25 protein-coding genes are annotated in these 24,624 nt (G+C 33.3%); 20 read left to right on the top strand and 5 right to left on the bottom strand.

Annotated features, from left to right (window positions below; genetic code table 11):
* Positions 1-32: 32 nt before the first annotated feature.
* The 16 genes from IWX83_RS14985 to IWX83_RS14910 all read left to right on the top strand — a co-directional run bounded on the left by IWX83_RS14985 (position 33) and on the right by IWX83_RS14910 (position 17,308).
* Positions 33-1,712: a hypothetical protein gene (locus IWX83_RS14985; protein WP_196830869.1), complete on the top strand. Its 1,680-nt coding sequence runs from the start codon at positions 33-35 to the stop codon at positions 1,710-1,712.
* An 8-nt stretch (positions 1,713-1,720) separates the two neighbouring features.
* Positions 1,721-2,713 carry a hypothetical protein gene (locus IWX83_RS14980; RefSeq protein ID WP_196830867.1) on the top strand — a complete coding sequence of 331 codons (993 nt, stop codon included), beginning with the start codon at positions 1,721-1,723 and terminating at the stop codon, positions 2,711-2,713.
* Positions 2,714-2,734: 21 nt separating this feature from the next.
* Positions 2,735-3,592 (top strand): glucose-1-phosphate thymidylyltransferase RfbA, encoded by an 858-nt coding sequence (gene rfbA, locus IWX83_RS14975; protein ID WP_132065969.1) that lies wholly within the window; start codon positions 2,735-2,737, stop codon positions 3,590-3,592.
* A gap of 8 nt (positions 3,593-3,600) precedes the next feature.
* Positions 3,601-4,152 (top strand): dTDP-4-dehydrorhamnose 3,5-epimerase, encoded by a 552-nt coding sequence (gene rfbC / locus IWX83_RS14970; RefSeq protein ID WP_132065967.1) that lies wholly within the window; start codon positions 3,601-3,603, stop codon positions 4,150-4,152.
* Positions 4,152-4,988, top strand: a complete 837-nt coding sequence (rfbD, locus tag IWX83_RS14965) for a dTDP-4-dehydrorhamnose reductase (protein WP_370568437.1) — start codon at positions 4,152-4,154, stop codon at positions 4,986-4,988. Before rfbC ends, rfbD begins: the two co-directional genes overlap by 1 nt.
* 30 nt (positions 4,989-5,018) lie before the next feature.
* The gene (locus IWX83_RS14960) at positions 5,019-6,263 is read left to right on the top strand and encodes an oligosaccharide flippase family protein (protein WP_196830865.1); all 1,245 of its coding nucleotides are present in this window, start codon (positions 5,019-5,021) and stop codon (positions 6,261-6,263) included.
* Between the two features lie 123 nt (positions 6,264-6,386).
* Positions 6,387-6,797, top strand: a complete 411-nt coding sequence (locus IWX83_RS14955) for a hypothetical protein (protein ID WP_073353805.1) — start codon at positions 6,387-6,389, stop codon at positions 6,795-6,797.
* Between the two features lie 248 nt (positions 6,798-7,045).
* The gene (locus IWX83_RS14950; RefSeq protein ID WP_196830857.1) at positions 7,046-8,104 is read left to right on the top strand and encodes a hypothetical protein; all 1,059 of its coding nucleotides are present in this window, start codon (positions 7,046-7,048) and stop codon (positions 8,102-8,104) included.
* A gap of 2 nt (positions 8,105-8,106) precedes the next feature.
* Positions 8,107-9,315 (top strand): O-antigen ligase, encoded by a 1,209-nt coding sequence (locus tag IWX83_RS14945; RefSeq protein ID WP_196830856.1) that lies wholly within the window; start codon positions 8,107-8,109, stop codon positions 9,313-9,315.
* On the top strand, positions 9,312-10,403 hold the full coding sequence (locus IWX83_RS14940; RefSeq protein ID WP_196830854.1) for a glycosyltransferase family 4 protein: 1,092 nt from the start codon (positions 9,312-9,314) through the stop codon (positions 10,401-10,403). Before IWX83_RS14945 ends, IWX83_RS14940 begins: the two co-directional genes overlap by 4 nt.
* Positions 10,404-10,412: 9 nt before the next feature.
* Positions 10,413-11,627 carry a WcaI family glycosyltransferase gene (locus tag IWX83_RS14935; protein ID WP_196830852.1) on the top strand — a complete coding sequence of 405 codons (1,215 nt, stop codon included), beginning with the start codon at positions 10,413-10,415 and terminating at the stop codon, positions 11,625-11,627.
* Positions 11,628-11,911: 284 nt separating this feature from the next.
* The gene (locus tag IWX83_RS14930; RefSeq protein ID WP_196830850.1) at positions 11,912-12,658 is read left to right on the top strand and encodes an FkbM family methyltransferase; all 747 of its coding nucleotides are present in this window, start codon (positions 11,912-11,914) and stop codon (positions 12,656-12,658) included.
* 5 nt (positions 12,659-12,663) lie between these two features.
* A complete protein-coding gene (locus IWX83_RS14925) occupies positions 12,664-13,626 on the top strand; it encodes an NAD(P)-dependent oxidoreductase (RefSeq protein ID WP_196830848.1) in 963 nt (320 codons plus the stop codon).
* A 271-nt stretch (positions 13,627-13,897) separates the two neighbouring features.
* On the top strand, positions 13,898-14,881 hold the full coding sequence (locus IWX83_RS14920; protein WP_196830846.1) for a UDP-glucuronic acid decarboxylase family protein: 984 nt from the start codon (positions 13,898-13,900) through the stop codon (positions 14,879-14,881).
* Between the two features lie 289 nt (positions 14,882-15,170).
* A complete protein-coding gene (locus IWX83_RS14915) occupies positions 15,171-16,523 on the top strand; it encodes an exopolysaccharide biosynthesis polyprenyl glycosylphosphotransferase (protein ID WP_196830844.1) in 1,353 nt (450 codons plus the stop codon).
* A 2-nt stretch (positions 16,524-16,525) separates the two neighbouring features.
* Positions 16,526-17,308, top strand: coding sequence for a glycosyltransferase family 2 protein (locus IWX83_RS14910; RefSeq protein WP_073353817.1), 783 nt, complete (start codon positions 16,526-16,528; stop codon positions 17,306-17,308).
* Here the strand turns inward: IWX83_RS14910 and IWX83_RS14905 are convergent.
* The 3 genes from IWX83_RS14905 to IWX83_RS14895 are packed head-to-tail and all read right to left on the bottom strand — an operon-like array spanning position 17,292 to position 19,283.
* Positions 17,292-18,602: a phenylacetate--CoA ligase family protein gene (locus tag IWX83_RS14905; RefSeq protein ID WP_073353818.1), complete on the bottom strand. Its 1,311-nt coding sequence runs from the start codon at positions 18,600-18,602 to the stop codon at positions 17,292-17,294. The two genes, IWX83_RS14910 and IWX83_RS14905, sit on opposite strands and share 17 nt — an antisense overlap.
* A complete protein-coding gene (locus tag IWX83_RS14900) occupies positions 18,602-18,904 on the bottom strand; it encodes a HigA family addiction module antitoxin (protein ID WP_073353819.1) in 303 nt (100 codons plus the stop codon). Before IWX83_RS14900 ends, IWX83_RS14905 begins: the two co-directional genes overlap by 1 nt.
* A 10-nt stretch (positions 18,905-18,914) precedes the next feature.
* Positions 18,915-19,283, bottom strand: coding sequence for a type II toxin-antitoxin system RelE/ParE family toxin (locus tag IWX83_RS14895; RefSeq protein WP_196830836.1), 369 nt, complete (start codon positions 19,281-19,283; stop codon positions 18,915-18,917).
* Between the two features lie 95 nt (positions 19,284-19,378).
* Between IWX83_RS14895 and purD the strand changes: the two genes are divergently transcribed.
* Positions 19,379-20,653 carry a phosphoribosylamine--glycine ligase gene (gene purD, locus IWX83_RS14890; protein ID WP_196830829.1) on the top strand — a complete coding sequence of 425 codons (1,275 nt, stop codon included), beginning with the start codon at positions 19,379-19,381 and terminating at the stop codon, positions 20,651-20,653.
* A 31-nt stretch (positions 20,654-20,684) separates the two neighbouring features.
* Here purD and IWX83_RS14885 read toward each other — a convergent pair whose 3' ends face one another.
* Complete coding sequence (locus tag IWX83_RS14885) at positions 20,685-20,915, bottom strand: uracil phosphoribosyltransferase (RefSeq protein ID WP_073353823.1); 231 nt, start codon at positions 20,913-20,915, stop codon at positions 20,685-20,687.
* Between the two features lie 143 nt (positions 20,916-21,058).
* On the opposite strand from IWX83_RS14885, the gene IWX83_RS14880 reads away from it, so the two are divergent.
* Positions 21,059-21,988: a DUF6427 family protein gene (locus IWX83_RS14880; RefSeq protein ID WP_073353825.1), complete on the top strand. Its 930-nt coding sequence runs from the start codon at positions 21,059-21,061 to the stop codon at positions 21,986-21,988.
* Here IWX83_RS14880 and upp read toward each other — a convergent pair.
* Entirely contained in the window at positions 21,983-22,636 is a 654-nt protein-coding gene (upp, locus tag IWX83_RS14875) for a uracil phosphoribosyltransferase (protein WP_073353826.1), read from the bottom strand. The genes IWX83_RS14880 and upp overlap by 6 nt on opposite strands.
* A gap of 86 nt (positions 22,637-22,722) precedes the next feature.
* On the opposite strand from upp, the gene IWX83_RS14870 reads away from it, so the two are divergent.
* Both IWX83_RS14870 and IWX83_RS14865 read left to right on the top strand, forming a co-directional pair.
* Positions 22,723-23,328 carry a DUF4254 domain-containing protein gene (locus IWX83_RS14870; protein ID WP_196830827.1) on the top strand — a complete coding sequence of 202 codons (606 nt, stop codon included), beginning with the start codon at positions 22,723-22,725 and terminating at the stop codon, positions 23,326-23,328.
* 111 nt (positions 23,329-23,439) lie between these two features.
* Positions 23,440-24,435: a glycosyltransferase family 9 protein gene (locus IWX83_RS14865; protein ID WP_196830826.1), complete on the top strand. Its 996-nt coding sequence runs from the start codon at positions 23,440-23,442 to the stop codon at positions 24,433-24,435.
* The last annotated feature ends 189 nt before the right edge of the window (positions 24,436-24,624 follow it).

The raw sequence follows: 24,624 nt of genomic DNA, 5'->3' as shown, positions 1-24,624 counted from the left end.
ACTACCTTTGCAGGTTAGAAAATAGTTAGAAAATGAAAGAAACAAAAAATATATCACGTTCTAGAGCACAAGAATCTTCAGCAGCCATTGAAAAAATGTACATCACTATGCGTCATCTTTTCAACAGGGGATTTTACAAGCCAATGGGTATTTCAGGCGATACGTTGCGGGAAGCATTATTAGCATTACGACCAGAAATTTATGGAAATATTGCTGAAGAAAAAGTCGAATTGAACGGGCTTTTATATGTAATTGAGCGTCTTCCAGTAGGAATTGAGGAATGTCGGTTTATTAATTTAACTTCAGAAGAAGGATATTCTAAATCTCATTTTAAAGCAATTGTCCCTCCTAAAAGAAAAAGAAATTGTTACCGTATCGATGAAGAGCAAATGAACGTGGAGATTACTCGCGGGCGTTCCGATATTTATGATATTTTGACGCACCTAACCTTTATTTTCATTGAATCACACAAGATTAGAAACCGAGTTTTACTGGATGATGCCGGGGAAGTTTCGCGCGATTGGTTTAAACTGGAACAAGCAGTTTCACAAAATAAAAAACTGACTCAGGTAGAAAAAGAGAAAGCGATTTCCCATGCTGCTAATATTCTGGGAAGAACATTTGAGGAAGTATTGGATATCTATGATGCTTTTGGTTCAGCTGCTGCGCCAGATCGTTTCTTGCATGTCATCTTTTGGTTGGGAAAACTAGCCATCGAAGAAATTGTAGATGATAACAAGAGAACAATCACCTTCAGTCCTATTTTGAGAGAGCGTTTGGGACACCATATTCACGGGGAGATTTGGGCGACCAGCATCAAGGAAGTTTTGAAAGAAAACCAACTTTTAGACCGTCCAATTCACGTAATTAGTGCGAACATGCACAGTGTGATGAACTCTATTTTTGCAACGGAAGTGTTGAAAACCAAGTTCAAAGACAAATCGGATTTCTTTATTTATGAGGAATTGAGTAAGTCCGGCGCTAATGCGGTTCGAAACCAAGTGGAAGAAGTGGCGTTGAAATGCGGAATGATTTCGTTGCCGGATACGTCAGGAACAAATATAGATGTGCAAATTTTTGATACTGCCAAAATGGATTGGGCAAAAACGTCATTTCCTAAGGCAAATACAGGAGATAAAAAACCAGTGCTTATCGTTATGGATTACGCGTTTGGAGAACAAGCGTATGAAACCATTGACGAGCTGTTAAAACCGTTTAAAAAAGACACTTTATTGAATGTGGAATCGGTTTCTATCATGGGGAAAGCAGGAATTCTGGAAGGTGGAAAAGGAGACATTATGATTCCGAATGCACACATCAATGAAGGAACGGCGGATAATTATTTTTTCGAAAATGAATTGACTGCTGCAATGTTTGAAGGAAACGACATTGCTGTTTTTGCTGGACCAATGGTTACCGTTTTGGGAACTTCATTGCAAAATAGAGATTTATTGAAGTTTTTCCATGAATCGACTTGGGGAATTATTGGATTGGAAATGGAAGGTTCTTATTATCAAAAAGCAATTCAATCTGCTTCTAAAATCAGAAAGAGTGTTCCTCATGATGTTAAGGTAAGATATGCGTATTATGCCTCTGATAATCCTTTGGAAACCGGAAGCACATTAGCTTCAGGAGGACTAGGAACTACGGGTGTAAAGCCAACTTATTTGATTACCATTAAAATATTGGAACAAATTTTCAACGCAAAATAATACTATAAATGAGTACAAACGTGCCCAATAATTCAGAAGAACAAGAAATAGATTTAACTCAAATTTCAAAAAAAATTGGCAATTTGCTACAAGATTTTAATACTTTCTTATTCAGATGTATTGGGTTTTTTGTAAAGAATGTACGAGTAATTTTGATTTTGTTTGTAGTTGGTCTTGCCCTAGGACTTTTTATAGACCAGCGAAATAAGAGTTATAAAAGTGAGGTTATTGTAGCTCCTAATTTTGGCAGTACGGATTATTTATATGCAAAAATTGATTTATTAGCAGCTAAAGTAAAAGAAAGAGATACGGTTTTTTTAAAAGCAATCGGTATTCTAGAGCCAACTAAAATAACAAAAATTTCTATTGAACCCATTGTCGACGTTTATAGTTTTATCAATAACAGCGATCAAAATTTTGCACTGCTTAAGTTAATGGCAGAAGATGGAGATTTAAAATCCATTGTGAAGGAAACGACCACCAGTAAGAATTATGCTTTTCATACCATTACTTTTTTAACAAAGGGAATAACTAATAATGAAAAGGGGATACAACCGATTTTAAACTATTTGAACACGAGCGATTACTATACTAAAATTCAGAAAGCGTCCGTGATTAATATTCAAGAAAGGATAAAGACCAACCAGGGAATTGTTTCTCAAATAGACGGAATCTTAAACGAGTTTTCGAATGCTACAGCTGGAAACAATCAAAAAAGTGATAAATTAGTGTACTACAATGAAAATACGCAATTGAATGATGTCATTAAAACGAAAGAATCATTGCTTACAGAAATTGGAAACTTAAAAATTGCGTTGTTAACTTCGGATAAAATTATAAAAGAGAATAGCACCGCCATAAATATTGAAAATACAGTCTCTATTAATGGCAAAATGAAATTAATACTGCCGTTTTTATTTATTTTTATTTTCATTTCTATTTCATTTTTTATCGCTTTTTATAAAAAGCAAGTGTTAAAGGCACAACAAATAGCAATATAATTTGAACTATAATTGCAATCTATGAAAGGAATAATATTAGCAGGAGGATCAGGAACTCGTTTGCATCCACTGACGTTAGCCGTAAGCAAACAATTGATGCCTATTTATGACAAACCCATGATTTACTATCCACTATCATCCTTGATGTGGGCAGGAATTAGAGAAATACTTATTATTTCTACGCCGCATGATTTACCACTATTTAGACAATTGCTTGGTGATGGATCTAAGTTGGGCTGTCGTTTTGAATACGCTGTTCAGGAACACCCAAACGGTTTAGCAGAAGCCTTTATCATAGGCAAGGATTTTATTGGCAAAGATAAAGTGGCCCTGGTTCTAGGAGACAATATTTTCTACGGAACGGGTTTGTCTGATTTACTGCAAGCTAATAATGATCCTGAAGGCGGGATTATTTATGCCTATCATGTGAATGACCCAGAGCGTTATGGCGTAGTTGATTTTGATACTAATGGTAAAGTGCTTTCTATTGAAGAAAAACCGTTGGTGCCTAAATCCAATTATGCAGTACCGGGTATTTATTTTTATGACAATGACGTTGTTGAAATTGCAGCCAATATTAAACCGAGTCAACGCGGAGAAATTGAAATTACAGATGTGAATAAGGAATATCTTAGGAGAGGAAAACTAAAAGTTAGTATTCTGGACCGAGGAACAGCTTGGTTTGATACGGGAACATTTAATTCTTTGATGCAGGCATCCCAGTTTGTACAAGTTATTGAAGAGCGCCAAGGACTCAAGATAGGCTCTATTGAAGAGGCTGCTTATACCATGGGGTATATCAATGCCGAACAGTTAAAAGCAATAGCACAACCGTTACTAAAAAGTGGCTACGGCACGCATTTGTTAGATATTATTTAAAATAATTTATGAAATTTATACCTACTACACTCGAAGGATGTTATATTATAGAACCTAAAATCATAAAAGATGAAAGGGGCTATTTTATGGAAAGTTTCAACGAGAATACCTTTCAAGAAGGAGTCCATCAAGAAGTTCATTTTGTCCAAGACAACCAGTCCTTTTCAACTAAAGGTGTGCTTAGAGGATTGCATTATCAAACTGGAATTCATGCACAAGCTAAATTAGTACGCGTTTTACAAGGCGAAGTTTTAGATGTTGCGGTCGATATTAGACCGGATTCTTTGACTTTTGGACAGCATATTTCAGTGGTACTTTCTGGCGAAAATCAAAAGCAGTTTTTTGTGCCAAGGGGTTTTGCGCATGGATTTTTAGTACTAAGTGAAACCGCCACGTTCTTTTATAAATGTGATAATTTTTACAACAAGGATTCAGAAGGAGGAATTAGCTATAACGATACTCAACTTAATATAGATTGGCAATTTCCGGTATCGGAATTAGTTATTTCTGAAAAGGACCACTTGTTACCAACCTTAGAGAATGCAAAATGCGCCTGGTAGTGCTTGTAACAGGTGCAAATGGACAATTAGGGCAGTCCCTTCAATTTGTTGCCGATAAATACCCTCAAATTGATTTTGTTTTTTGTGATTCTAAAGCACTCGATATTACTGTAAAAGTAGCAATAGCGTCCGTTTTCAACACAATTAAACCTGATTTTTGTATTAACACAGCTGCATACACCGCCGTTGATAAGGCCGAAAGTGAACCTGATAAAGCGATTGCAATCAATTTGACCGGTGCTAAAAATTTAGCGGAAGCCTGTAAAGAGTTCAAAACCAAATTAATTCATGTTTCTACGGATTTTATCTTTGATGGAAATGCAACAACACCTTACACCGAAGACGCAACTCCCAATCCAAAAAGCGTTTATGGACAAACTAAATTAGACGGAGAAAAAGCTATTCAAAGCATTTTACAAGACTATTTTATTGTAAGAACATCTTGGGTATATTCGCAATTTGGGAATAATTTTATGAAAACCATGTTGCGATTAGCCACAGAAAGAAACGAATTAGCGGTAGTTGATGATCAAATAGGAACACCTACACATGCGGTGGAATTAGCGAATGTATTGGTACAGATTATTTTGTTTACTAATAAAAACCCAGAAATTAACACCTATGGCATTTACAATTTCAGTAATGAAGGAGTTTGCAGCTGGTTTGATTTTGCCCAAAAAATATTTGAAGTTAATCACATCAAAATTGATTTAAAACCAATACCAAGTTCTAAGTATCCAACCCCTGCATACAGACCTCGCTACAGTGTTTTAGATAAAAGTAAGATCAAAAAGACATTTGATATTGAAATTAAAACATGGCAAGAAACAATTTAGTCTAAGGAAACACAACTAATTTGAAAGTAAATGTGGAGAAAAATATGCCTATCATTAAGTAATGAAGTTGCACATAACTTTTTTTATTTTAGTGTTATTAAGTTTACCAATATACTTTCAAAGTATATCTTGTTGGGTTATTTAATAAGGACTTTAGGAGAACAAGGCTATGGCATTCTTACTTGGGTTGATTCATTTACGCAATACTTTTTAATACTAGTTAATTTTGGGTTTGACATGTATGTGGCAAAATATATTGTTGAAAACAAACAAAATAAGGCTAAGATAGACGAAATTATTTCTGCCATTTTAACCATAAAAACAGGATTATTTGTCTTTGGTTTTTTACTGCTGGGGTTATTTTCTTTTAATGATGAAATAGCAAAAGTTATCCATCTGCTATTTTTTATGTTACTGATGGGAATTGGAGAAATTTTATTTCCAATTTGGTATTTTCAAGGAATCGAAAAAATGAAACCCATTGCTATCGTAAGTGTTATTTCCAGATCTTTATTGGTTATTCTTACGATACTGTTTGTGAAAAATGCAAATCATATCTTAGTCTATATATTTATTTTGGTAGTTTCGAACTTAGTTTGGGGAGGGTTGGGATTTTATTTCCTGAAAAAAGTTTCCAACTTTAAATTCATAATCGTTCCCCTAGCGACTTTGAAGTTTTACCTTAAAGAAGGCTACTTATTTTTTTTAGGACGATTTTCAACACTTTTTTTAAATTTTGGCACCATCTTTTTAATTGGTTATTTCTGTTCTAAAAATTTAGTCTCCGGTTTTGACATAGCTTCTAAAATAATTTTCGCTTTTATTTTTCCTTTTGAAGTCATTCAACAAGCGGTTTTTCCATCCATTGTGCGTACAAGGAATAAACTATTTTTACAAAAACTAGTTCTTTTTACAATCTGCAGTGCTTTGTTCTTTGCAGGAAGTATTTATTATTTTTCCGAAGAATTAATGATCTTTTTTGGCGGGATTCCTATGGGGAAATATGCCTATTTACTAAAATCATTGGTAGTATTGATACCAGTAATCAGTAGTTCCATCATCATAGGAAGTTGTTCATTAGTAGCTTTTGGGGCATTAAAACAATATAATTACGCGCTTGTTTTTTCTTGTTTGATTTATATTTTTGTAGTATTGTTGCTGTACTTTATGGGACAAATGAGTTTTAAAAATTTAGTTATTCTTCGTATAAGTGTTGATATAATTATGGTTTTACTTATTTTTTATTTTGCTGTTAAAAAGAAAACGTTATTGTAATTAGAACCTAAAATAAGATACAGGAAACGATATTAAAAGGTGATGATTATAATGTGTTTTAATAATGAAAATTAAAAATAGCTACTATATTTGTACAAAATCTGAATTAAAAAAAACTAAAAAATGAAAAAGTATATTTATTTGATATTTGTTTTAGCATTGGTAGTATCCTGTAAAGAGGAGGAAAAGAAAGCGGATTCTTTCAGTCTAAAAGAAATTGTAAACAAACAAAAATATCAAATGGAACTCTATCAAGTAGAGGCTAATGAGTATACCTTAGTCGTTTTAAACCGGTTAACAGGAAAGGTATTTGTAGGAAAGAATGCTTCTGGATGGTATGAAGCTACAAATGCGGATAGTATTCCAGTTTACAAAACACCAACGTATTCTATTAAAGTATTCAAAGGACCAGAATCGAGTCCTCAAATTTCCTTAATGGACGAGAAAGAGGGCGAGCTCTATATGTATATTGTAGGACATACAGCCAATTTTTACAATACAAACGCTGCAATTAAAGCGCTTGAAAGAAGCTAGTATTTCCAAAACATAGAATGATGATCGTAATTTTATTTTTTTTGTTCTTGCTGGTAGGGATGCTCTATTGGAAGCGAAAAATATTTTTGCTGTCTCCTGTTGATGTTTTTGTGTTATTCTTTATTGGGGTTTTAGTTTCAACGGTTCTATATCATAATTTCTATCCTAGGTATGAGAAATTTAATTTTTTTCAATTTGATTTTATTGGAAAAAATAAGTTTAACCGAACCTTTTTAGTTTACATAAAAATGCTTTTACTTTTCTTAATAGGCGTTTTTATATATTCCTTTTTGAATAAATCGTATTTTACTTTAGCGAAGCAGCGGATCAAAATCATAAACGTTCAAAATATAAAGCTCAATACCAATCAAATTTCCATCGTAATATTTGCGATAGCTATTGTTTGTATCGTTTTGGTTTACATTGATTATGGTTCAATGTTGTTTTATCGAGTCGAATATATCCCTAAGGACAATTCAATTTTTAAAATTATTTATCAAAATTTATTTATTGTGCTTTGCCTATTGTCAGGGACGCTTTACAGGCAAAATAGATCTCTTGCGGTAGCGGCTTTTCTTATTGCAATGACCGTTGGGATAGGAGTGGGGAGTAGGTCAGCAACAATTTATTTAGTAGCATTTGGGTTGAGTTATTCCGTGTTTTTGAATCATGAGCGTGCCAAAAGATTTTTTGTTTTCTTTATTCCTTTTGTTATTGTTTTTTTTGGGTATAATATTTCGCTGCGATTGGAGTCCAACACGCATGGACTTATTCCCTATTTGAAGGCAACGGTTTCTAAACCGGAGATTCTGTTCAAGTATACAATCATGAATATTTATTATACGTTTATTTTTGGATTTTATGCAACTTCGGAGACCATTCAGGTTTATAAAAATGCTTCTATAAGTAATTTAGTCACCACATTAAACCCATTACCTGGAAGGCTGACAAACTGGTATGCAATTGCCTCAAAACTCAGGATAAATGAAATTGCTCCCTATACAGCCATAGGGGAACTGGCTAAATATCCAGTTTTTAGTATCTTTTATTATTCGCTATTGGGTTATTATTTTGCGGCCATAGATTTTTTTATAAAAAGTCAAGTCCTTCATAAAAAATATTTTTGGGCAGTACTCCAATTTTTAGTATTAGCTTTATATGTAGTTCATAGTTTTGAGTACAACCTTAGATCTTCCCATCGTTTTATCTACTATTCGATGGCACTTTATATGCTTTATTTTATTTTAAAAAGAGTTAAAATTAAAATGCCTCTTAAAACAAATTCTAGTAATTTTCAGAAACAATGAGCATGAAAATAAAAGATTTTACATTTGAAAAAGCAGGTCCTTATGTTGCTTTTTTTTGTGGTTTATTCGTGTTATTGCCTTTTAAGCTAAAGCCTTTGACGGTATTTGTTTTTTTTGTTTGGAGTCTTTTTTCACTTTTTAAAAACAGAAAAACCATTAAAATTGAAATAAAAACGCTAATTATAAGCAGTATTTTCTTCATTGGTTATGCAGTCAGCCTACTGTTTTCGGAAAATATTCAAAGGGGTTTTACAATTTTACTTCGTTGTATTCCCATTGTCCTGATTCCTCTTGGATATTCTTTTTTGACCTTAGAAACAAAAATTATTTTTAATAAACTATTCCGGAAAACGGTTATTGTTGCGGCTAGTATCTACTCAAGTCTGCTATTTATTTACCTATTTCAATTGGGTTATTTTAGTCAAAAACTGGATCTGTATACTTACTATTCCTATATAACTTTTGAATTTTGGGGTTTGAATGAACATCCTATTTATAGCTCCATCTTTTTTTCATTTGCCTTGTTTTTTATTTTGATCGAAGGTTTTAAAAACAAAATATTAAACTTTATTCTGTTTCTAATTTTAATTTTTGGACTTTTAATACTAGCTAGAAAAGGTGTAATCGCTTCTTTTTTTATTCTATCCGGTATTTTATTATTCCTCAAAAACGACAAAAAACAGACCGCTAAATTGGTCTTTGTTTTTATTGGACTATTTTTAGTATCGCTTTGTGTCACCGAAATCAGAAGCCGTTTTTTAGAACTATTCGACACTAGTAAAGTGGTCAATAACAAGGAAACCTCCTCTGGAATTAGGTATATTTTATGGAATACAAGTGAAAAAGTAATTAAAAATTCAAACTATTTAGGATATGGTGTAGGAGATGCCCAAGAAGTTTTAAGCAAACAATTGGCTTTGGATGGTTATGCAGTTTTATCCAAAGAAAATTATAATGCACACAATCAATATCTTCAAATAGGATTAGTTACTGGTGTTATTGGTATTCTTTTGTATTTATTTTCAGTAGCTTACTTATTTCAAAATTTTATGAAGCGAAAAAATGCGGAAGCAATCGTCTTTTTATTATTTTTTATTTTTGTCTTTCTTTTCGAAAGTGTTTTGGAACGGCAAAACGGAATAATCATTTACTCCTTTATTACCAGTATGTTTATTTACACTTCGGAGTTTGATAAAAACATTTCAAAATGAGACAGAACTTGCTTATCATTGGCCCTTTTCCAGGTCCACCAAAAGGAATCAGTTTGTCCAACCAAGTTGTTGCAAACGGCTTAGCCAATAGGGGATGGAATGTAAAAAAAATAAATACGGAACTTTCGGATATCGTCAATAGTACCATTGGTACTTTCTCATTTGAGAAGTTGAACTTTCTAAAGACTTATTTTCAGAGCTACAAAATTTTCGCAGCCGATGCCGTTTATATCACTATTGGTATTACATTTTTTGGCGTCCTAAAATATGCCCCTTTCATCATTTTGGCGAAAATTTTAAACAAGAAGACACTCCTTCATTTGCACAGCAACCATCTAAAAAAAGAATATCATTCGTTACATGGAATAAAAAAGACTCTTTTTTTTAAACTCATTGCTTCATTCGATACAGGAATCGTACTTTCTAATTCATTAAGAGACAACTTGACTCCATTTATTGCGGAAGATGCTGTTTATGAATTGTATAATTTTGTAGAAGATAAATTATTGCTTTCTGAGGAAATAGTGTTGCAGCAAAAAGATTTTTCCGCAATACGACTTTTCTTCTTAAGTAATTTATTAGAAGAAAAAGGAATAAACCTATTGCTTAAAGTGATTAAAAGATTGAATGAAGAAGGTCTATTTATAGAAGTTAAATTAGCAGGAAACAAGATAAAAGACAACAATGTAGATGGGTTAGTAGCAGAATTGAGTAATGTATCCTATCTGGGAATTGTCTCTGGAACCGCCAAGCAAGACTTGTTGATTTGGGGAAATGTTTTTTGTCTACCTACTTTTTTCAGTATGGAAGGACAACCCATTAGTATTTTAGAGGCAATGGCTTTTAATGCCTTAATACTAACTACAAAACATGCCGGAATTCCCGATATTTGTTCAGAGGAAAACGCAGTATTTTGTATCGAAAAAAGTGAAGAAGATTTGTATTTAAAATTGAAATTCATAGTTTCAAATTGGGCGGAATTACAAAAAAAAGCAATAGCAAATGGAGTCTATGCTAGGCAGAGGTTTACTGAAACCAAATTTATTACTACTCTAGAAAGTATAATTTTAGAAACAATTAGGAAATAAACGGCAACTATGAAAATTACTATAATTGGCCATAATTATTTCCCAGAGGACAGCGGTATTGGTTTATACACTACTGGTATGGCGGAATTTTTGGCCCTCAAACACGAGGTTAGCATTATAACTGGCGTTCCTTACTATCCGCAATGGAAGGTTCATGCTGAATATGCTAATAGCCCCCTTTTTTCGAAAGAAACGATAAACCACGTCACAGTATATAGATTCAAGCAATACACACCCGCAAAACCAACTTTTTTCAAAAGAGTCCTTCAAATGGTTCATTTCCTTATGGGTTCTGTTGTTAATGTTTTAAAAATCAAAAAGCCGGATGTGATTATTGTCGTTATGCCTTTCACAGTTTCTATTATTTTAGGTTGGTTTTTAAAAATATGCAAAGGGGGAATGTTATGGATTCACATACAGGATTTTGAATTTGATGCCGCCTTGAAAACTAAGGTACCGTCTAAGCATCAGATCACCTCTAAGATTTTATTTCAAATTGAAAAATGGATATTAAACAGAGCGGACTGTAATAGTACTATTAGTAAAGGTATGATGATCAAATTAGCGCACAAATCTAGCGTTGATTCAATTTACTTTCCTAATTGGATTGATTATTCCATCATAAATCCTGAAAATGTCCAAGAGCATAAAGCATTTAGTAGTACTACGTTCAACATTCTTTACTCGGGTAACATTGGTGAAAAGCAAGATTGGGATTTCTATATGGCGTTTTTAACAGCAATGCAGATGCATCCTGAATTCCATTTTTGTTTGGTTGGTGAAGGCGCAAAACGAGAGGAAATTGTGCAGCAGCTGCAAGGCTTAGGGAATTTTACCTATTGTCCGCCAGTATCTTATAATCAGTTAAATGATTTGTTGTGTCAGGCAGATGTTCATGTATTGTTTCAAAAACCAGAGTTCAAAGATCTAGTAATGCCTTCAAAAATTTTAGGAATGATGGCAAGCGCAAAGCCTTCCATAGTTACTGGCCACGAAGATTCTGAAATAAAGAACAATTTTGAGCATTCTCAAGGTGGGTTTTATTTCCATGAAAACAGTATTGAAACGGTAAAACTAGCACTGCTCCAATTAAAAGAAAATCCCGAAATGGCAAAATCAATGGGCTTAAGAGCAAGACAATACGTGGTAGAAAATTTTGCTCTCGAAAGTGTATTGCCACAATTCGAGAAAGATTTGATAAAAAAAAGCAAACAATTTTATTGATTTATTTTAAAGAATATACCGTCAACTTCCAGCTGTTCTCCTGTCTTTTTATCATAGAATCCATTTTCTAAAGCTCGTAAATGGAACCCTAAATGCCTCAATTTGGCTTTCATTTCGTGATAAAATGTACCATATTTATAGTAGTAAAACCTCATAATCAGTAGGCATCTTTATTTAAACAATAGAAGTAAAATAGTAGTGTTAAACAGGATATTGTTTTAGGTTTTATTTTATCTTGCACTATTAAAATTAAGTTAATACAAGCACTAGATAATTAAAAAACAATGAGGTATTCTACACTGATCAAACAGCTATTTATTGTTGCAAAGTCTAAATGGACTTTACAGTTAGTTAAAGGAAAACTCTTTTCCATAGCTTCTTTTGAAGTTGTTTCTAATTTAAAAAAAATGGTGCCCCAATTAGATAATATTATTGATGTTGGTTCTAATTCAGGCCAATTCTCTAAAGTCGCTAGCCATTTTTATCCTAATGCAGCAATAAACGCCTTTGAACCATTGCCAGACTTGTATTTAAAAATCGAAAAATTATTCGATTCCAATAAAAAAATCAAAACGCATAACCTTGCTTTAGGAAACGAAGTGGGAGTGATTAATTTCAACAAAAACAAATACGGTCATATTAGTTCTATATTAGATATCAGCTCGGACAATATACACTACCCAAAACAAGAGAATGACTTGTCGCAGATTAAGGTAGAAATAAAAACGCTAGATTCTCTTTTATTGACAAATAGTTTAAAGGCCGAAATTACGTTGTTAAAATTAGATGTTCAAGGTTATGAATTAGAAGTCTTAAAAGGGGCTGAAGAATCATTAAAAAACATAGATTATATTATAATTGAAGCTAATTTAGAACAACTTTATACAAATCAACCTTCATTTACTGAAATGAATACTCATCTCATGAGTAAGCATTTTGAACTTTCTGGAATGCTTGATTTCAATTTAGGACATAAAAACAAATATATTGAAGTTGATTTACTATATAAAAAAACATCAAAAAAGGATTAATTCTTATGGTTAAGATTCTAGTAACAGGAGGTTCAGGTTTTATAGGCTCAAACCTTGTTGAATATTTGAGCTCTAAAAATCATCAGGTTATCAATTATGATATTAAAAAGCCCAGAAATAAATCATTTATAAAAAACTGGGTCAAAGGAGATATTCTAAATCAAAAAGATCTTGCAGCATGTTTTGAGTCCTTTAACCCGGATTATGTGATTCATTTAGCAGCACGAACAGACTTAGATGAAAAACAATCTATTACGGGATATGCCACAAATATCGAAGGTGTCGAAAATATAATCGACCTCATAAATAAATATCCAACCATCAAAAGAACGATTTATGCCTCTAGTAGAATGGTATGCAGAATAGATTATGCGCCTGAATCATTTAATGATTTTTGTCCTCCTAATTTATACGGAGAAAGTAAAGTGATTGGAGAAAAAATAGTAAAAGAAAAAGCCAACCATGATTTTGTAATTGTCCGACCTACTTCTATTTGGGGACCATATTTCGAAATTCCATACCGAACTTTTTTTGATGCTGTTCGAAAAAAAATGTTTTTTATTCCCAGAAACCATAATCCTAAAAAATCATTTGGTTTTGTGCACAATACGACTTTTCAAATAGAAAAAATACTGTTTGCGTCAAAAGAAAAGGTTTACCAAAATTACTATTTAGCGGATTATCCAGCTTTAGAATTGAAATTATGGGCTAACTTGATTGCTGTAGAATTTAATCAAGAACAGATAAAAACTATACCAATGTTGCCCTTAAAGATGGCTTCCAAAATAGGCGATGCACTTCAAAAAGTAGGTTGGAAAAATCCACCATTAACGACTTTTAGATTAAATAACCTAATCACAAATATGGTATATGATACTACCTCATTAGAAAAACTATGTGGAGAGTTACCTTATAAATTAGAGGAAAGTGTGGCAATAACTACTTCTTGGATGAAAAATAATTTTTAAAATTGATACCAGTCTTTATGATTTTCATTAATTTAGATTGCAGTGAAATTAATAGCCATTTCGTCGTTCTAGATTAAAAGCTAAATTACACAATGCTGTGAAAATCATAAGGAAGTAAAACGGCAATAATTTTTCTTATTTATTTAACACCGCCATAGGTTATGATTCTAAGTCGCCATTGCAGTTTAGTAAAAAAGAAGACGTAATATAATTCTATAATTCGCTTTTAAAAACGAGCATTTTTTATATATTGCGAACACAAAAATATTTCATGAAAAGAATACTTATCACCGGAGCTGCAGGATTTTTAGGCTCACACCTTTGTGACCGTTTTATCAAGGAAGGTTATTTTGTTATCGGAATGGACAATCTCATCACAGGAGATTTAAAAAATATCGAACATTTATTCAAATTGGAACAATTCGAATTTTATCACCATGATATTACAAAGTTTGTTCACGTTCCAGGTAATTTAGACTATATACTTCATTTTGCATCACCGGCAAGTCCAATAGATTATTTAAAAATTCCAATTCAAACCTTGAAAGTGGGTTCTCTGGGAACGCATAATTTATTAGGATTGGCGAGAGTCAAAAAAGCCCGAATTCTTATCGCATCCACTTCTGAAGTTTATGGGGATCCATTAGTCCATCCACAAACCGAAGAATATTATGGCAATGTAAACACGATAGGACCAAGAGGTGTATACGATGAGGCCAAACGTTTCCAGGAATCAATCACCATGGCCTATCATACCTTTCACGGAGTAGAAACTAGAATTGTGCGCATTTTCAATACCTACGGTCCAAGAATGCGACTCAATGATGGACGTGTGATTCCAGCATTCATTGGTCAGGCGATTCGTGGCGAAGATTTAACGATTTTTGGTGACGGCATGCAAACGCGCTCCTTTTGTTATGTCGATGATCAGGTAGAAGGTATTTTCAGATTACTGCATTCAGATTATGTTTTTCCAGTAAATATTGGGAACCCTGACGAAATTACCATCAAAGATTTTGCTGATGAAATTATAAAATTAACGGGAACCAATCAAAAAGTGGTTTATCATCCGTTACCAATAAACGATCCCTTACAGCGTCAGCCTGACATTACTAAAGCTAAAAAGTTATTAGGCTGGGAAGCCAAAGTAGGCAGGGCCGAAGGAATGAAAATCACCTACGATTATTTCAAATCCTTGTCTAAAGAAGAGCTGTCTAAAGAAGAACATAAGGATTTTTCAAAATATATTTTTTAAAGCCGTGATTTAGACGCAAAAATTATTTTTTAAAGGCTATGTATTGTTTTATTATACAATGTTTAATCTTTTATGGTACTAATATAAACCATCTTTACACGCTGGATTGCGGAGTATAAGTGAGCAATGAATTATTTTAAAATTTAGCTAACCCACTTCGTTGTTTTTGTTTTAAAAAGTATAATTTAGGTGTGAAAATAGTGCCTTTAACAGCCACTTATTTCTGGCTTAGGAGTGTAATCATAGTAGTAAAAGAAAAGTAGCATGACTTTTCTAATTGTTTAAAATAGTGAAAACCAAAACGGGAAGATATTCAGGCTATATTCGCCCTTTTTCATTTGTCATAGACTTGATTGTTATCAATGTACTTTCAGTATACTTGACCGACTTCCCTGTAGATAAGATTTTTTATCCTTTATTTATCAGTGTCAGTTGGTTTGTCATCGCTGCAAACCTTGGCTTTTACGAAGTTTACAGATATACTAAAGTGATATCAATACTAAACTGCGCCTTAAAGCAAGGTGTTTTGTTTACTCTTTTTTGTCTCGCCTTAGCTTTTTTTGATTCGGAAAATTCTAGTTTTAAAAGAGTTGTCCTTTTTACTACGCTATCACTTGCAGTAATTCTAGTCGTTAAATTATGTATTTATTACTTTCTAAAGAAATTCAGAGTTCTTTTCGGTGGAAATTTCAGAACGGTTATTTTATTAGGAACAGCTCAAAGCATTGAACCTTTACAGCATTTCTTTACGGAGAATCCAGATTATGGATACAAATTAGAACGGGTTTTTAATTTTGAAAAGGATAAAACCCGCATTCTAAGGGAGAGTTTTGACTATGTTTTAGAGCAAAAAATAGATGAAATGTATTGTTCGATGAGTGATTTAACGCAAAATCAGATGAATGAGATCGTTTATTTTGCTGATAATAACATGAAGACGTTAAAGTTTATTCCTGATGGAAAGCAAATTCTTTCTCGAAATTTTACTTTTGAATATTACAATTACATTCCGGTAATTTCATTGAGAAATATCTTGTTAGATGATACCTTGAATAAGATAATCAAACGCGTTTTTGATCTTTTGTTTTCGATTGTAGTCATATTTGGTCTGCTTTCATGGTTGAGTATAATTCTTGCAATTTTAATTAAGTGGGAATCCAAAGGACCTTTGTTTTTTATCCAAAAGCGCAACGGATTAAATTATAAAGAATTTAGTTGCTACAAATTCAGATCGATGGAGATTAATGAGGAGGCACATTTAAATCAGGTTTGTAAAAATGATATACGCGTTACTAAAATAGGGCGCTTTATACGCAAGACAAGCATTGATGAGCTTCCACAATTTTTCAATGTATTATTTGGAGATATGTCTGTTGTTGGGCCTAGACCGCACATGGTAAGTCATACCCAAATGTATGCTCTAAAAATTGATAAGTTTATGGTGCGTCACTTTGTCAAACCAGGAATTACGGGGCTTGCTCAAACTAAAGGATTTCGAGGTGAAGTTGAAACCGATGAGGATATTATCAACCGCGTCAAATTTGACATCTTTTACATGGAAAATTGGTCTATTTTATTAGACATAAAGATCATTTTCATCACAATATACAACACTTTAAGAGGTGATAAAAAAGCATATTAGAAATGGAAAACCCACTTGTATCCATAATCACACCCTCTTTTAATTCGGCTAAATTCATTGCAGAAACGATCCAATCAGTCCAAAATCAAACGTATCAGGACTGGGAAATGATTATTGTGGATGACTGTTCAACAGATGAAACGATTTCCATTATTGAAGAAATCGTGAATAATGACAATAGAATTCATCTTTTTCAACTCCAGAAAAACGCTGGAACTGGAATTGCCCGAAATACTGCTTTGGAGAAAGCAACTGGCAAATTCATTGCTTTTCTAGATGCGGATGATTTGTGGAAACCCGAAAAATTAGACAAACAGCTTACTTTTATGAAAGCGAATAACCTTCCTTTCACCTTTTCATTTTATGATTGCATTAACGAAGCAGGCATACCTTTGAACAAAAGAGTAGAAGCGCCTTTGCATCTTTCGTACCAACAGTTGTTTTTTTGTAATTATATTGGGAACCTTACGGGAATCTATGATGTCAATTATTTTGGAAAAATTGCTATTTCCTCAATTCGGAAACGGCAAGATTGGATGATGTGGTTGACTATTCTAAAAAAAATACAATTCGCACAACCTGTTCCGGAAAGTTTAGCGCTGTATCGCATTCGAGAAAACTCGATTTCGGCCTCTAAACTCGATCTGATTAAACATAATTTTTCGGTTTATAGAACGCATCACCGTTTGAATTTAATTGGCGCAACGCTTTGTATGATCGGGTTTTTATTCACACAATTGCTACTCAAACCACGCTATTCTAAAACCATTAAAGCATCGATTTAAACTGCTTTAATTTTCCTCGATTCCTTCTTTCTAAACTATTTTTTCGGATAAATATAAAATTCAAATGCGGTTCGAGATACAATTCAATCGCCTTTTTAATCTTTTTTATTTGTTCCAAATTCAATTCGGCTTCGCTGACATATTCAATTTCGAAGCAGTCTATTTTGGTCTGTTTGATCACAAATTCTTTGACGTTTCCGTCATCCTCAATAATACTTTTTGTGACGTAATAAAAGGTAAGTCCAGGTGATTTTTTCCCGCTGGGCAAAACTGCTACATCATTAGTTCTTCCTATTAATTTTTTCAGAATGGGTTTTTGTAACGTACTTTTTTCATCCAAAATTCCAATATCACCAAGGTCATATCGTATAAAAGGATGCGCTTTATTGAACAAGGAGGTAATGACGATTCGGCCCGAAGTACCATTTGCAACCGCTTTATTATTTTCGTCTAAAATTTCTACAAACAACGTTTCTGAATTCACTTGCCATTCTCCTTCCGTATTCTGAAAAGCAATTAAATCCAATTCTGAAGCACCATATTCATTGACGATAGGAATGCCAAATTGTTTTTCTAAAAGCATTTTATCGTCATCAAAAAGCATTTCAGAAGTTACCATGCAAACTTTCAAACTCGGACAAATTGAAGTTAATACGATGTTTTTCTTTTGCAAAAATTTAGCAAATAAAACAATGGAACTCGTATAGCCATTGATGTAATCGAATTTTTCATTCTGAAATTTTTTCAGTATCTTTTCTAAAACGTCATCCGATAAATCAAAAATGGAAAACCGAAAACGATGGCTTAAAAAATCCTTGAAACGTTCTTTTTTGTTGCTAATAAAATCCATCGGAATTCCATAAAACCGCGCTTGATAGGAAGTATTAAAATCAATTCCGTACCAACCAAAACGGTACATATTTGAAGCCCAAGTCAAGGCATGACAATATTTGTCCTTGGCAAAAATAAACGGAGTCCCGCTGGAACCGGAAGTTTTGTTTACATAACTGTTTTTAACGAAATAGCCTTTTGAAAGTCTTTCCAGTAATGGTTTTTGTAAGTTTTTCTTATTTAGAACTGGTAAATCTTCCCAGTTTTCATAATTTTCTGAACCGACTAAATCTTTATAAAAAGCGTTATTTTGCAAATGAAAATGGACAATTTCCAATTTTTTATTTTGAACAAAAACTTGATGTTCTTTTTCAGAAAAGGCTACAATTTTCCGCAATTCGGCTTTAGCTTCCTTCATAGGAAAGCCATTTAGTCGCAAGGATAAGTCGAATAGTGGAAACATCACGCTACTTTTGAAACATCAAAACGTTTGATGGATTGCAATTCCTCGGCTTTATTTTCCTTTTCTTCTTCAATGTCAAAATCATCTTGAAGACCAAGCCAAAACTTCGCAGAATTGCCAAAATACAGACTTAAACGCAAAGCGGTATCAGCTGTAATTCGTCGGTTTCCTTTAGTAATTTCAGAAATTCTGGTTTGTGGAATTTTCAAATCTTTAGCTAATCTATAGGCTGATATTTCTAAAGGAATAAGAAATTCTTCCAACAGAATTTCACCTGGATGTATGTTTTTTAATTTTTCCATTTTAACGATTTTAATGATAATCTATTATTTCCACAGCAGTTGAATTTCCGTCTTTCCAAATAAAAATAATACGCCATTGATTGTTAATTCGAATGCTGTAAAAATCCTTTAAAGTGCCCTTTAATTTTTCTAATCGGTTAGATGGAGGTATTCTCAAGTCATTCAAATCTTGCGAATTGTTCAGCATTCTTAATTTTCGTCTGCCAATTTTTTGAATTTCTTCCGGAAGAGCAGTTATTTGCCCAAGGTCGTCAGGAGCCCACTTTGTCATTTCGCAGGTATAAGAATGTTTTTTCTTGTGGGATTCAATTGAAGGCTTCCTTACAACAATTCCATTCCATATTTTTTCGGTTTCTTTAGAGCCAAATGAAATTATCATATCTTTAGCGTTACTAACGTTAAAAGTAAGTAAAAAAAATTATTATTTCAACATAAAACGAACTATTTTTGCACGACAACTAAACACAACTACACATGACAATTTTACTACTGGGTTCGGGCGGAAGAGAACATGCTTTTGCATGGAAAATGGTTCAAAGTCCGCTTTGCGACACACTTTTTGTAGCGCCAGGAAATGCTGGAACTGCTTCAATAGCGACGAATGTTGCGATGAGTCCAACTGATTTTGAAGCCATAAAAGCATTTGTAATTCAGGAAAAAGTAACAATGGTAGTGGTAGGACCAGAAGATCCTTTGGTAAAAGGGATTTATGATTTCTTTTTAAATGACACCGAGTTAAAACACATTCCAGTTATCGGTCCATCAAAAATGGGAGCGCAACTGGAAGGAAGTAAAGAATTTGCCAAAGAATTTCTAATTAAACATAACATTCCAACTGCCGCTTACGATAGTTTTACTGCTGAAACGGTGGAAAAAGGATGTGAATTTTTGGAAACATTACAACCTCCGTACGTTTTGAAAGCTGATGGATTAGCTGCAGGAAAAGGGGTTTTGATTATTCAAGATTTGGCAGAAGCCAAAGAAGAATTAAGAAACATGCTGGTGCATCAAAAATTTGGTGACGCCAGTTCTAAAGTGGTAATCGAAGAATTTCTTGACGGAATAGAATTAAGCTGTTTCGTTCTTACCGATGGAAAAAATTACAAAATATTGCCAACTGCTAAAGATTACAAGCGCATTGGCGAAGGCGACACAGGATTGAATACAGGCGGAATGGGAGCAGTTTCTCCAGTTCCTTATGTTGATGCTGTTTTGATGGAAAAAATTGAAACACGTATTGTAAAACCAACAATTGATGGTTTTCAAAAAGATGGAATTCCTTACAAAGGTTTTGTTTTCATTGGGTTGATTAATGTCAATAATGAGCCAATCGTAATAGAATATAATGTAAGAATGGGCGATCCGGAAACCGAAGTCGTGATTCCTAGATTGAAAACAGATTTAGTAGAATTGTTTTTGGCTGTAGCCAATAAAAAACTAGATGAAATTACCTTAGAAATTGATGAAAGAAGCGCCACTACAATTATGGTTGTTTCTGGTGGATATCCGGAGGATTTCGAAAAAGGAAAAGTAATTTCTGGATTAGAGAACGTTCAAGATTCAATTGTTTTTCATGCTGGAACCAAACTGGATAATGGAAATATAGTGTCAAATGGAGGAAGGGTTTTAGCCGTAACTTCGTATGGAAATGATTTTGAAGAGGCCATAAAAAAATCTTACCAAAATATAGACAAGCTACACTTTGATAAGATGTATTTTAGAAAAGATATTGGAAACGATTTAAAATAATTTCCAATTATCGTTCACTTTTTTTTAAATATTATTTTAAGAAAGAGTGAGCGGTAGTATCTTGCTTCTCTGTTCCAGCGTCTTCAAAAATTTTCAATTGTTTGATCCAATACACCATGGCAGAGGCACAAATAATCATGAAAATCCAGTTGATTGTATTAGCAACAAACCAAGAAGATAGCTCTAATGAGCGTAAAAAGTCTAGAGGAGCAAATAAAATATTTACAAATAAGTACTGTATTCCTTCGAAAAATGATTTCATAATGTATAAAATTAATTTTATTAATTGTTTTTGAGGAACTCTGGAAAGTAAAAAGTCTTATTTAGAAGAATCTTTTTGAACTTGCAGGGTTTACTTTTTAAACAAGTATTATATTTACGAACACAAAAGTATAAAATATCCTTATGATAACAAGTGTTTTTAGAAAATCTACACCATTAAATTTTTCATTGGTCTTAATTTTAATGCTGATTTTCTTTTTCCTGTTTCAAATTCAAGATTTATCTTGGACCAATTCCTTTTTATTAATGCTAAGTAAGGGTGGATTACTGTGTCTTTTATTGGCTTCTATCTTCATTACAGATTTTGTAGCTAAAAAGAACGGATTGAGCAAAGACAGTACCTACACGATCTTTTTTTATTTTTTATTGCTGCTTTTTTTTCCAACCGTACTGGATAATTTAAGTCTGATCTTGTCTAATTTCTTTATTTTATTAGCCCTACGCCGATTGATTTCGTTACAATCTTTGAAAGCGTCCAAAGAAAAAATATTTGATGCTTCTTTGTGGATTTTTCTGGCAACATTATTTCATTTCTGGAGTATAATTTTTATTGTATTGGTTTTTATATCTATAATTTTCCATGTTTCTAGAGACTATAGAAACTGGATACTGCCTTTTATTGCTTTTTTTATTACTTCAATTATTTTCTTAGTATATGCTACAGTGTTCAATGTAAACGTGCTAGAATACATAACTAATAGTGTAACGACAAACTTTAGCATTGATTATTTTACTAATAATTATCAAAATGCGGCTTTGTCAATCTATGCTACAATCGCTTTATTTTTTCTAGTCTCTATGTTTGCCACATTATCAGGCAGACCACAACTATTGCATACTTCTTTCAAAAAAATCATTGCTTCTTTTTTTATTGGAGTACTTATTTTCTTGATCTCATCTAATAAAAGCAATGACCTATTAATTTTTACGGTTGCACCTTTAGCAATAATGGCAACTAGTTATATAGAAATACCACAGCTTAAATTAAAGCAAGAGATGGTACTTTCAGTACTAATTATCTGCAGTTTATTTGCTTTTTTTAGCCAGCTATAACTTATTTCCATAGGCAAGATCACCTGCATCACCTAATCCTGGGACGATGTAGCGGTGTTCATTTAATTTTTCATCTAAGGAAGCCACCCAAAGATGACATTGTTCTGGCAAGTATTCCTCTAGATAAGCAATTCCCTCAGGCGCGGCAATCACAACTGCAATGTGAATTTCTTTTGGTGTCCCATTTTCCATTAATTTATTGTAAACAGCAACTATGGATTGACCTGTGGCAAGCATGGGATCTACTAGTACTAAATTTTTCCCATTGATATCAGCGATGGCTTGGTATTGGACTAAAATATCAAAGTAATCGTCATTATTGGGATGATGTCTAAAAGCAGATACGAAACCATTCTCGGCATTATCGAAATAGTTCAGAAAACCCAGATGCAAAGGTAAGCCAGCCCGTAAAATGGAGCATAAAACCAACTGATCTTTGATCTCAGTCGTATTTTTTATGCCTAACGGCGTTTGGATTTCAATGGGTGCGTAATGCAGTTCTTTACTTAATTCATACGCCATTATTTCGCCAATACGCTCAATATTTCTTCGGAAACGCATGCTGTCATTGTGAACATTCACATTCCGTATTTGCCCCAAAAAATGATTAAGGACACTGTTTCCTTCTGATAAATAATGAATTTGCATGGTTGTATATTTGTAATTAAACTTCTAGTTATTTTTTTATGGTATAAAAGTATAAAAAGTATCTTTGTCTTTTAATATATAAAGATATGTTTTCAAAACTAGCGTACTCCGTATTCGAACAAAGTATCAAGGATTATCATCAATTTGATAATGTCGATCAGCCTATAAACAATCCTTTCCCGAAGGATAAATTCGAACATTTGTTATACCACAAAAACTGGATTGACACCGTTCAATGGCATTTTGAAGATATTATTCGGGATCCAAATATCGATCCAGTTGCAGCGCTGACTTTGAAAAGAAGAATCGATGCTTCTAATCAAGAACGTACGGACATGGTGGAATATATTGATAGTTATTTTCTTCAAAAATACAGTCATGTTGTGGTAAAAGAGGAAGCAAAAATCAACTCAGAAAGTCCAGCTTGGGCTTTTGACCGGTTGTCAATTTTAGCTTTAAAAATTTATCACATGAACGAAGAAGCGACTCGTTCTGAAGCTTCCCAAGACCACAGAGATAAATGTCAGGTCAAATTGAATATTTTATTGGAACAAAGATCCGATTTGTCAGCCGCTATAGATGATTTGTTAACAGACATCGAAAACGGTGATAAATTCATGAAAGTGTATAAGCAAATGAAAATGTACAATGACGATGATTTGAATCCTGTTTTGTATCAGAACAAAAAGTAAAAAAATATTTTTTGAACCATTAAGGTATTAAGATTCATTAAGTTCTTCTCTATACCTTAATAGTTTTTAAACAATAATTAATTGTCAACTACTATCAAACATATAGCCGTCATGAGACTTTCCGCAATGGGAGATGTCGCTATGACGGTTCCTGTTTTACGCGCTTTTGTAAATCAGTATCCAGAAGTAAAAATTACCGTTATTTCTAGACCTTTTTTCAAACCCTTTTTTGAAGGTATTTCGAATCTTTCTTTTTTTGCTTTCGATGAAAAAGAACGGCACAAAGGATTTTTAGGATTGTTGCGTTTGTTCCAAGATTTGAAAGGTTTAGAAATTGATGCTTTCGCCGACTTACATAACGTTTTACGTTCTAAAATAATCCGAAACCTTTTTGCTTTAAGCGGAAAAAAAACAGCTTCGGTGGATAAAGGAAGAGAAGAGAAGAAAGCTTTGACGCAAGCCGAGAATAAAGTGTTCCAGCAACTGCCTACGATGTTCGAAAGACATGTGAAAGTGTTTGAACAACTCGGTTTTAATGTTAATTTATCGCATGTAGTTTTTCCTGAAAAGGTAGTTTTAAGTCCGGAGATTTCAACAATAATTGGAACCAATCATCAGAAACTAATTGGAATTGCACCTTTTGCACAATACGATTCTAAAGTGTATCCGTTGGATTTGATGCAGGAAGTGATTGATCAATTGGCTTTGGATTCAACCCAAACTATTCTGCTTTTTGGCGGTGGAAAAAAGGAAATAGAGCTCTTAAATTCGCTTGCTGCGAATAAAGACAATGTGATTGTTGTTGCAGGAAAAATTAAGTTTCAGCAGGAATTACAACTCATTAGCAATCTTGATGTCATGCTTTCCATGGATTCTGGGAATGCGCATATTGCGGCCATGCTTGGTGTAAAAGTCATTACGCTTTGGGGCGCGACGCATCCTTATGCGGGATTTTCACCTTTTAATCAACCAATGGAAAATGCTTTGGTATCGGATAGAAATGGGTTTCCTAAACTACCAACTTCGGTGTATGGGAACAAGAAAGTAGCTGGTTATGAAGATGCCATGCGAACGATTACCGTTGATACAATTCTTAAGGCACTCTAGCTACAGTTTACATATCCTTGACTGTATTTTCCTTTTGTATGTTTGATGTAATTTTCACGCAATGCTAATTTTAACACTTTTATAACAAATAGGCTTCAGTACATGACAAAAATTATATTTCGCTGTTAGTCAGTAAAATACGAGGTAAGTATTAGGAAAAGAGACCGGTATTTTGTAAATTATAAGATT

The sequence above is a fragment of the Flavobacterium sp. CG_9.1 genome, assembly GCF_015751645.1.
Lineage (GTDB): Bacteria > Bacteroidota > Bacteroidia > Flavobacteriales > Flavobacteriaceae > Flavobacterium > Flavobacterium xanthum.
The sequence above is the reverse complement of the archived record's forward strand: the minus strand, read 5'-3'. Positions and strand labels throughout refer to the sequence as shown.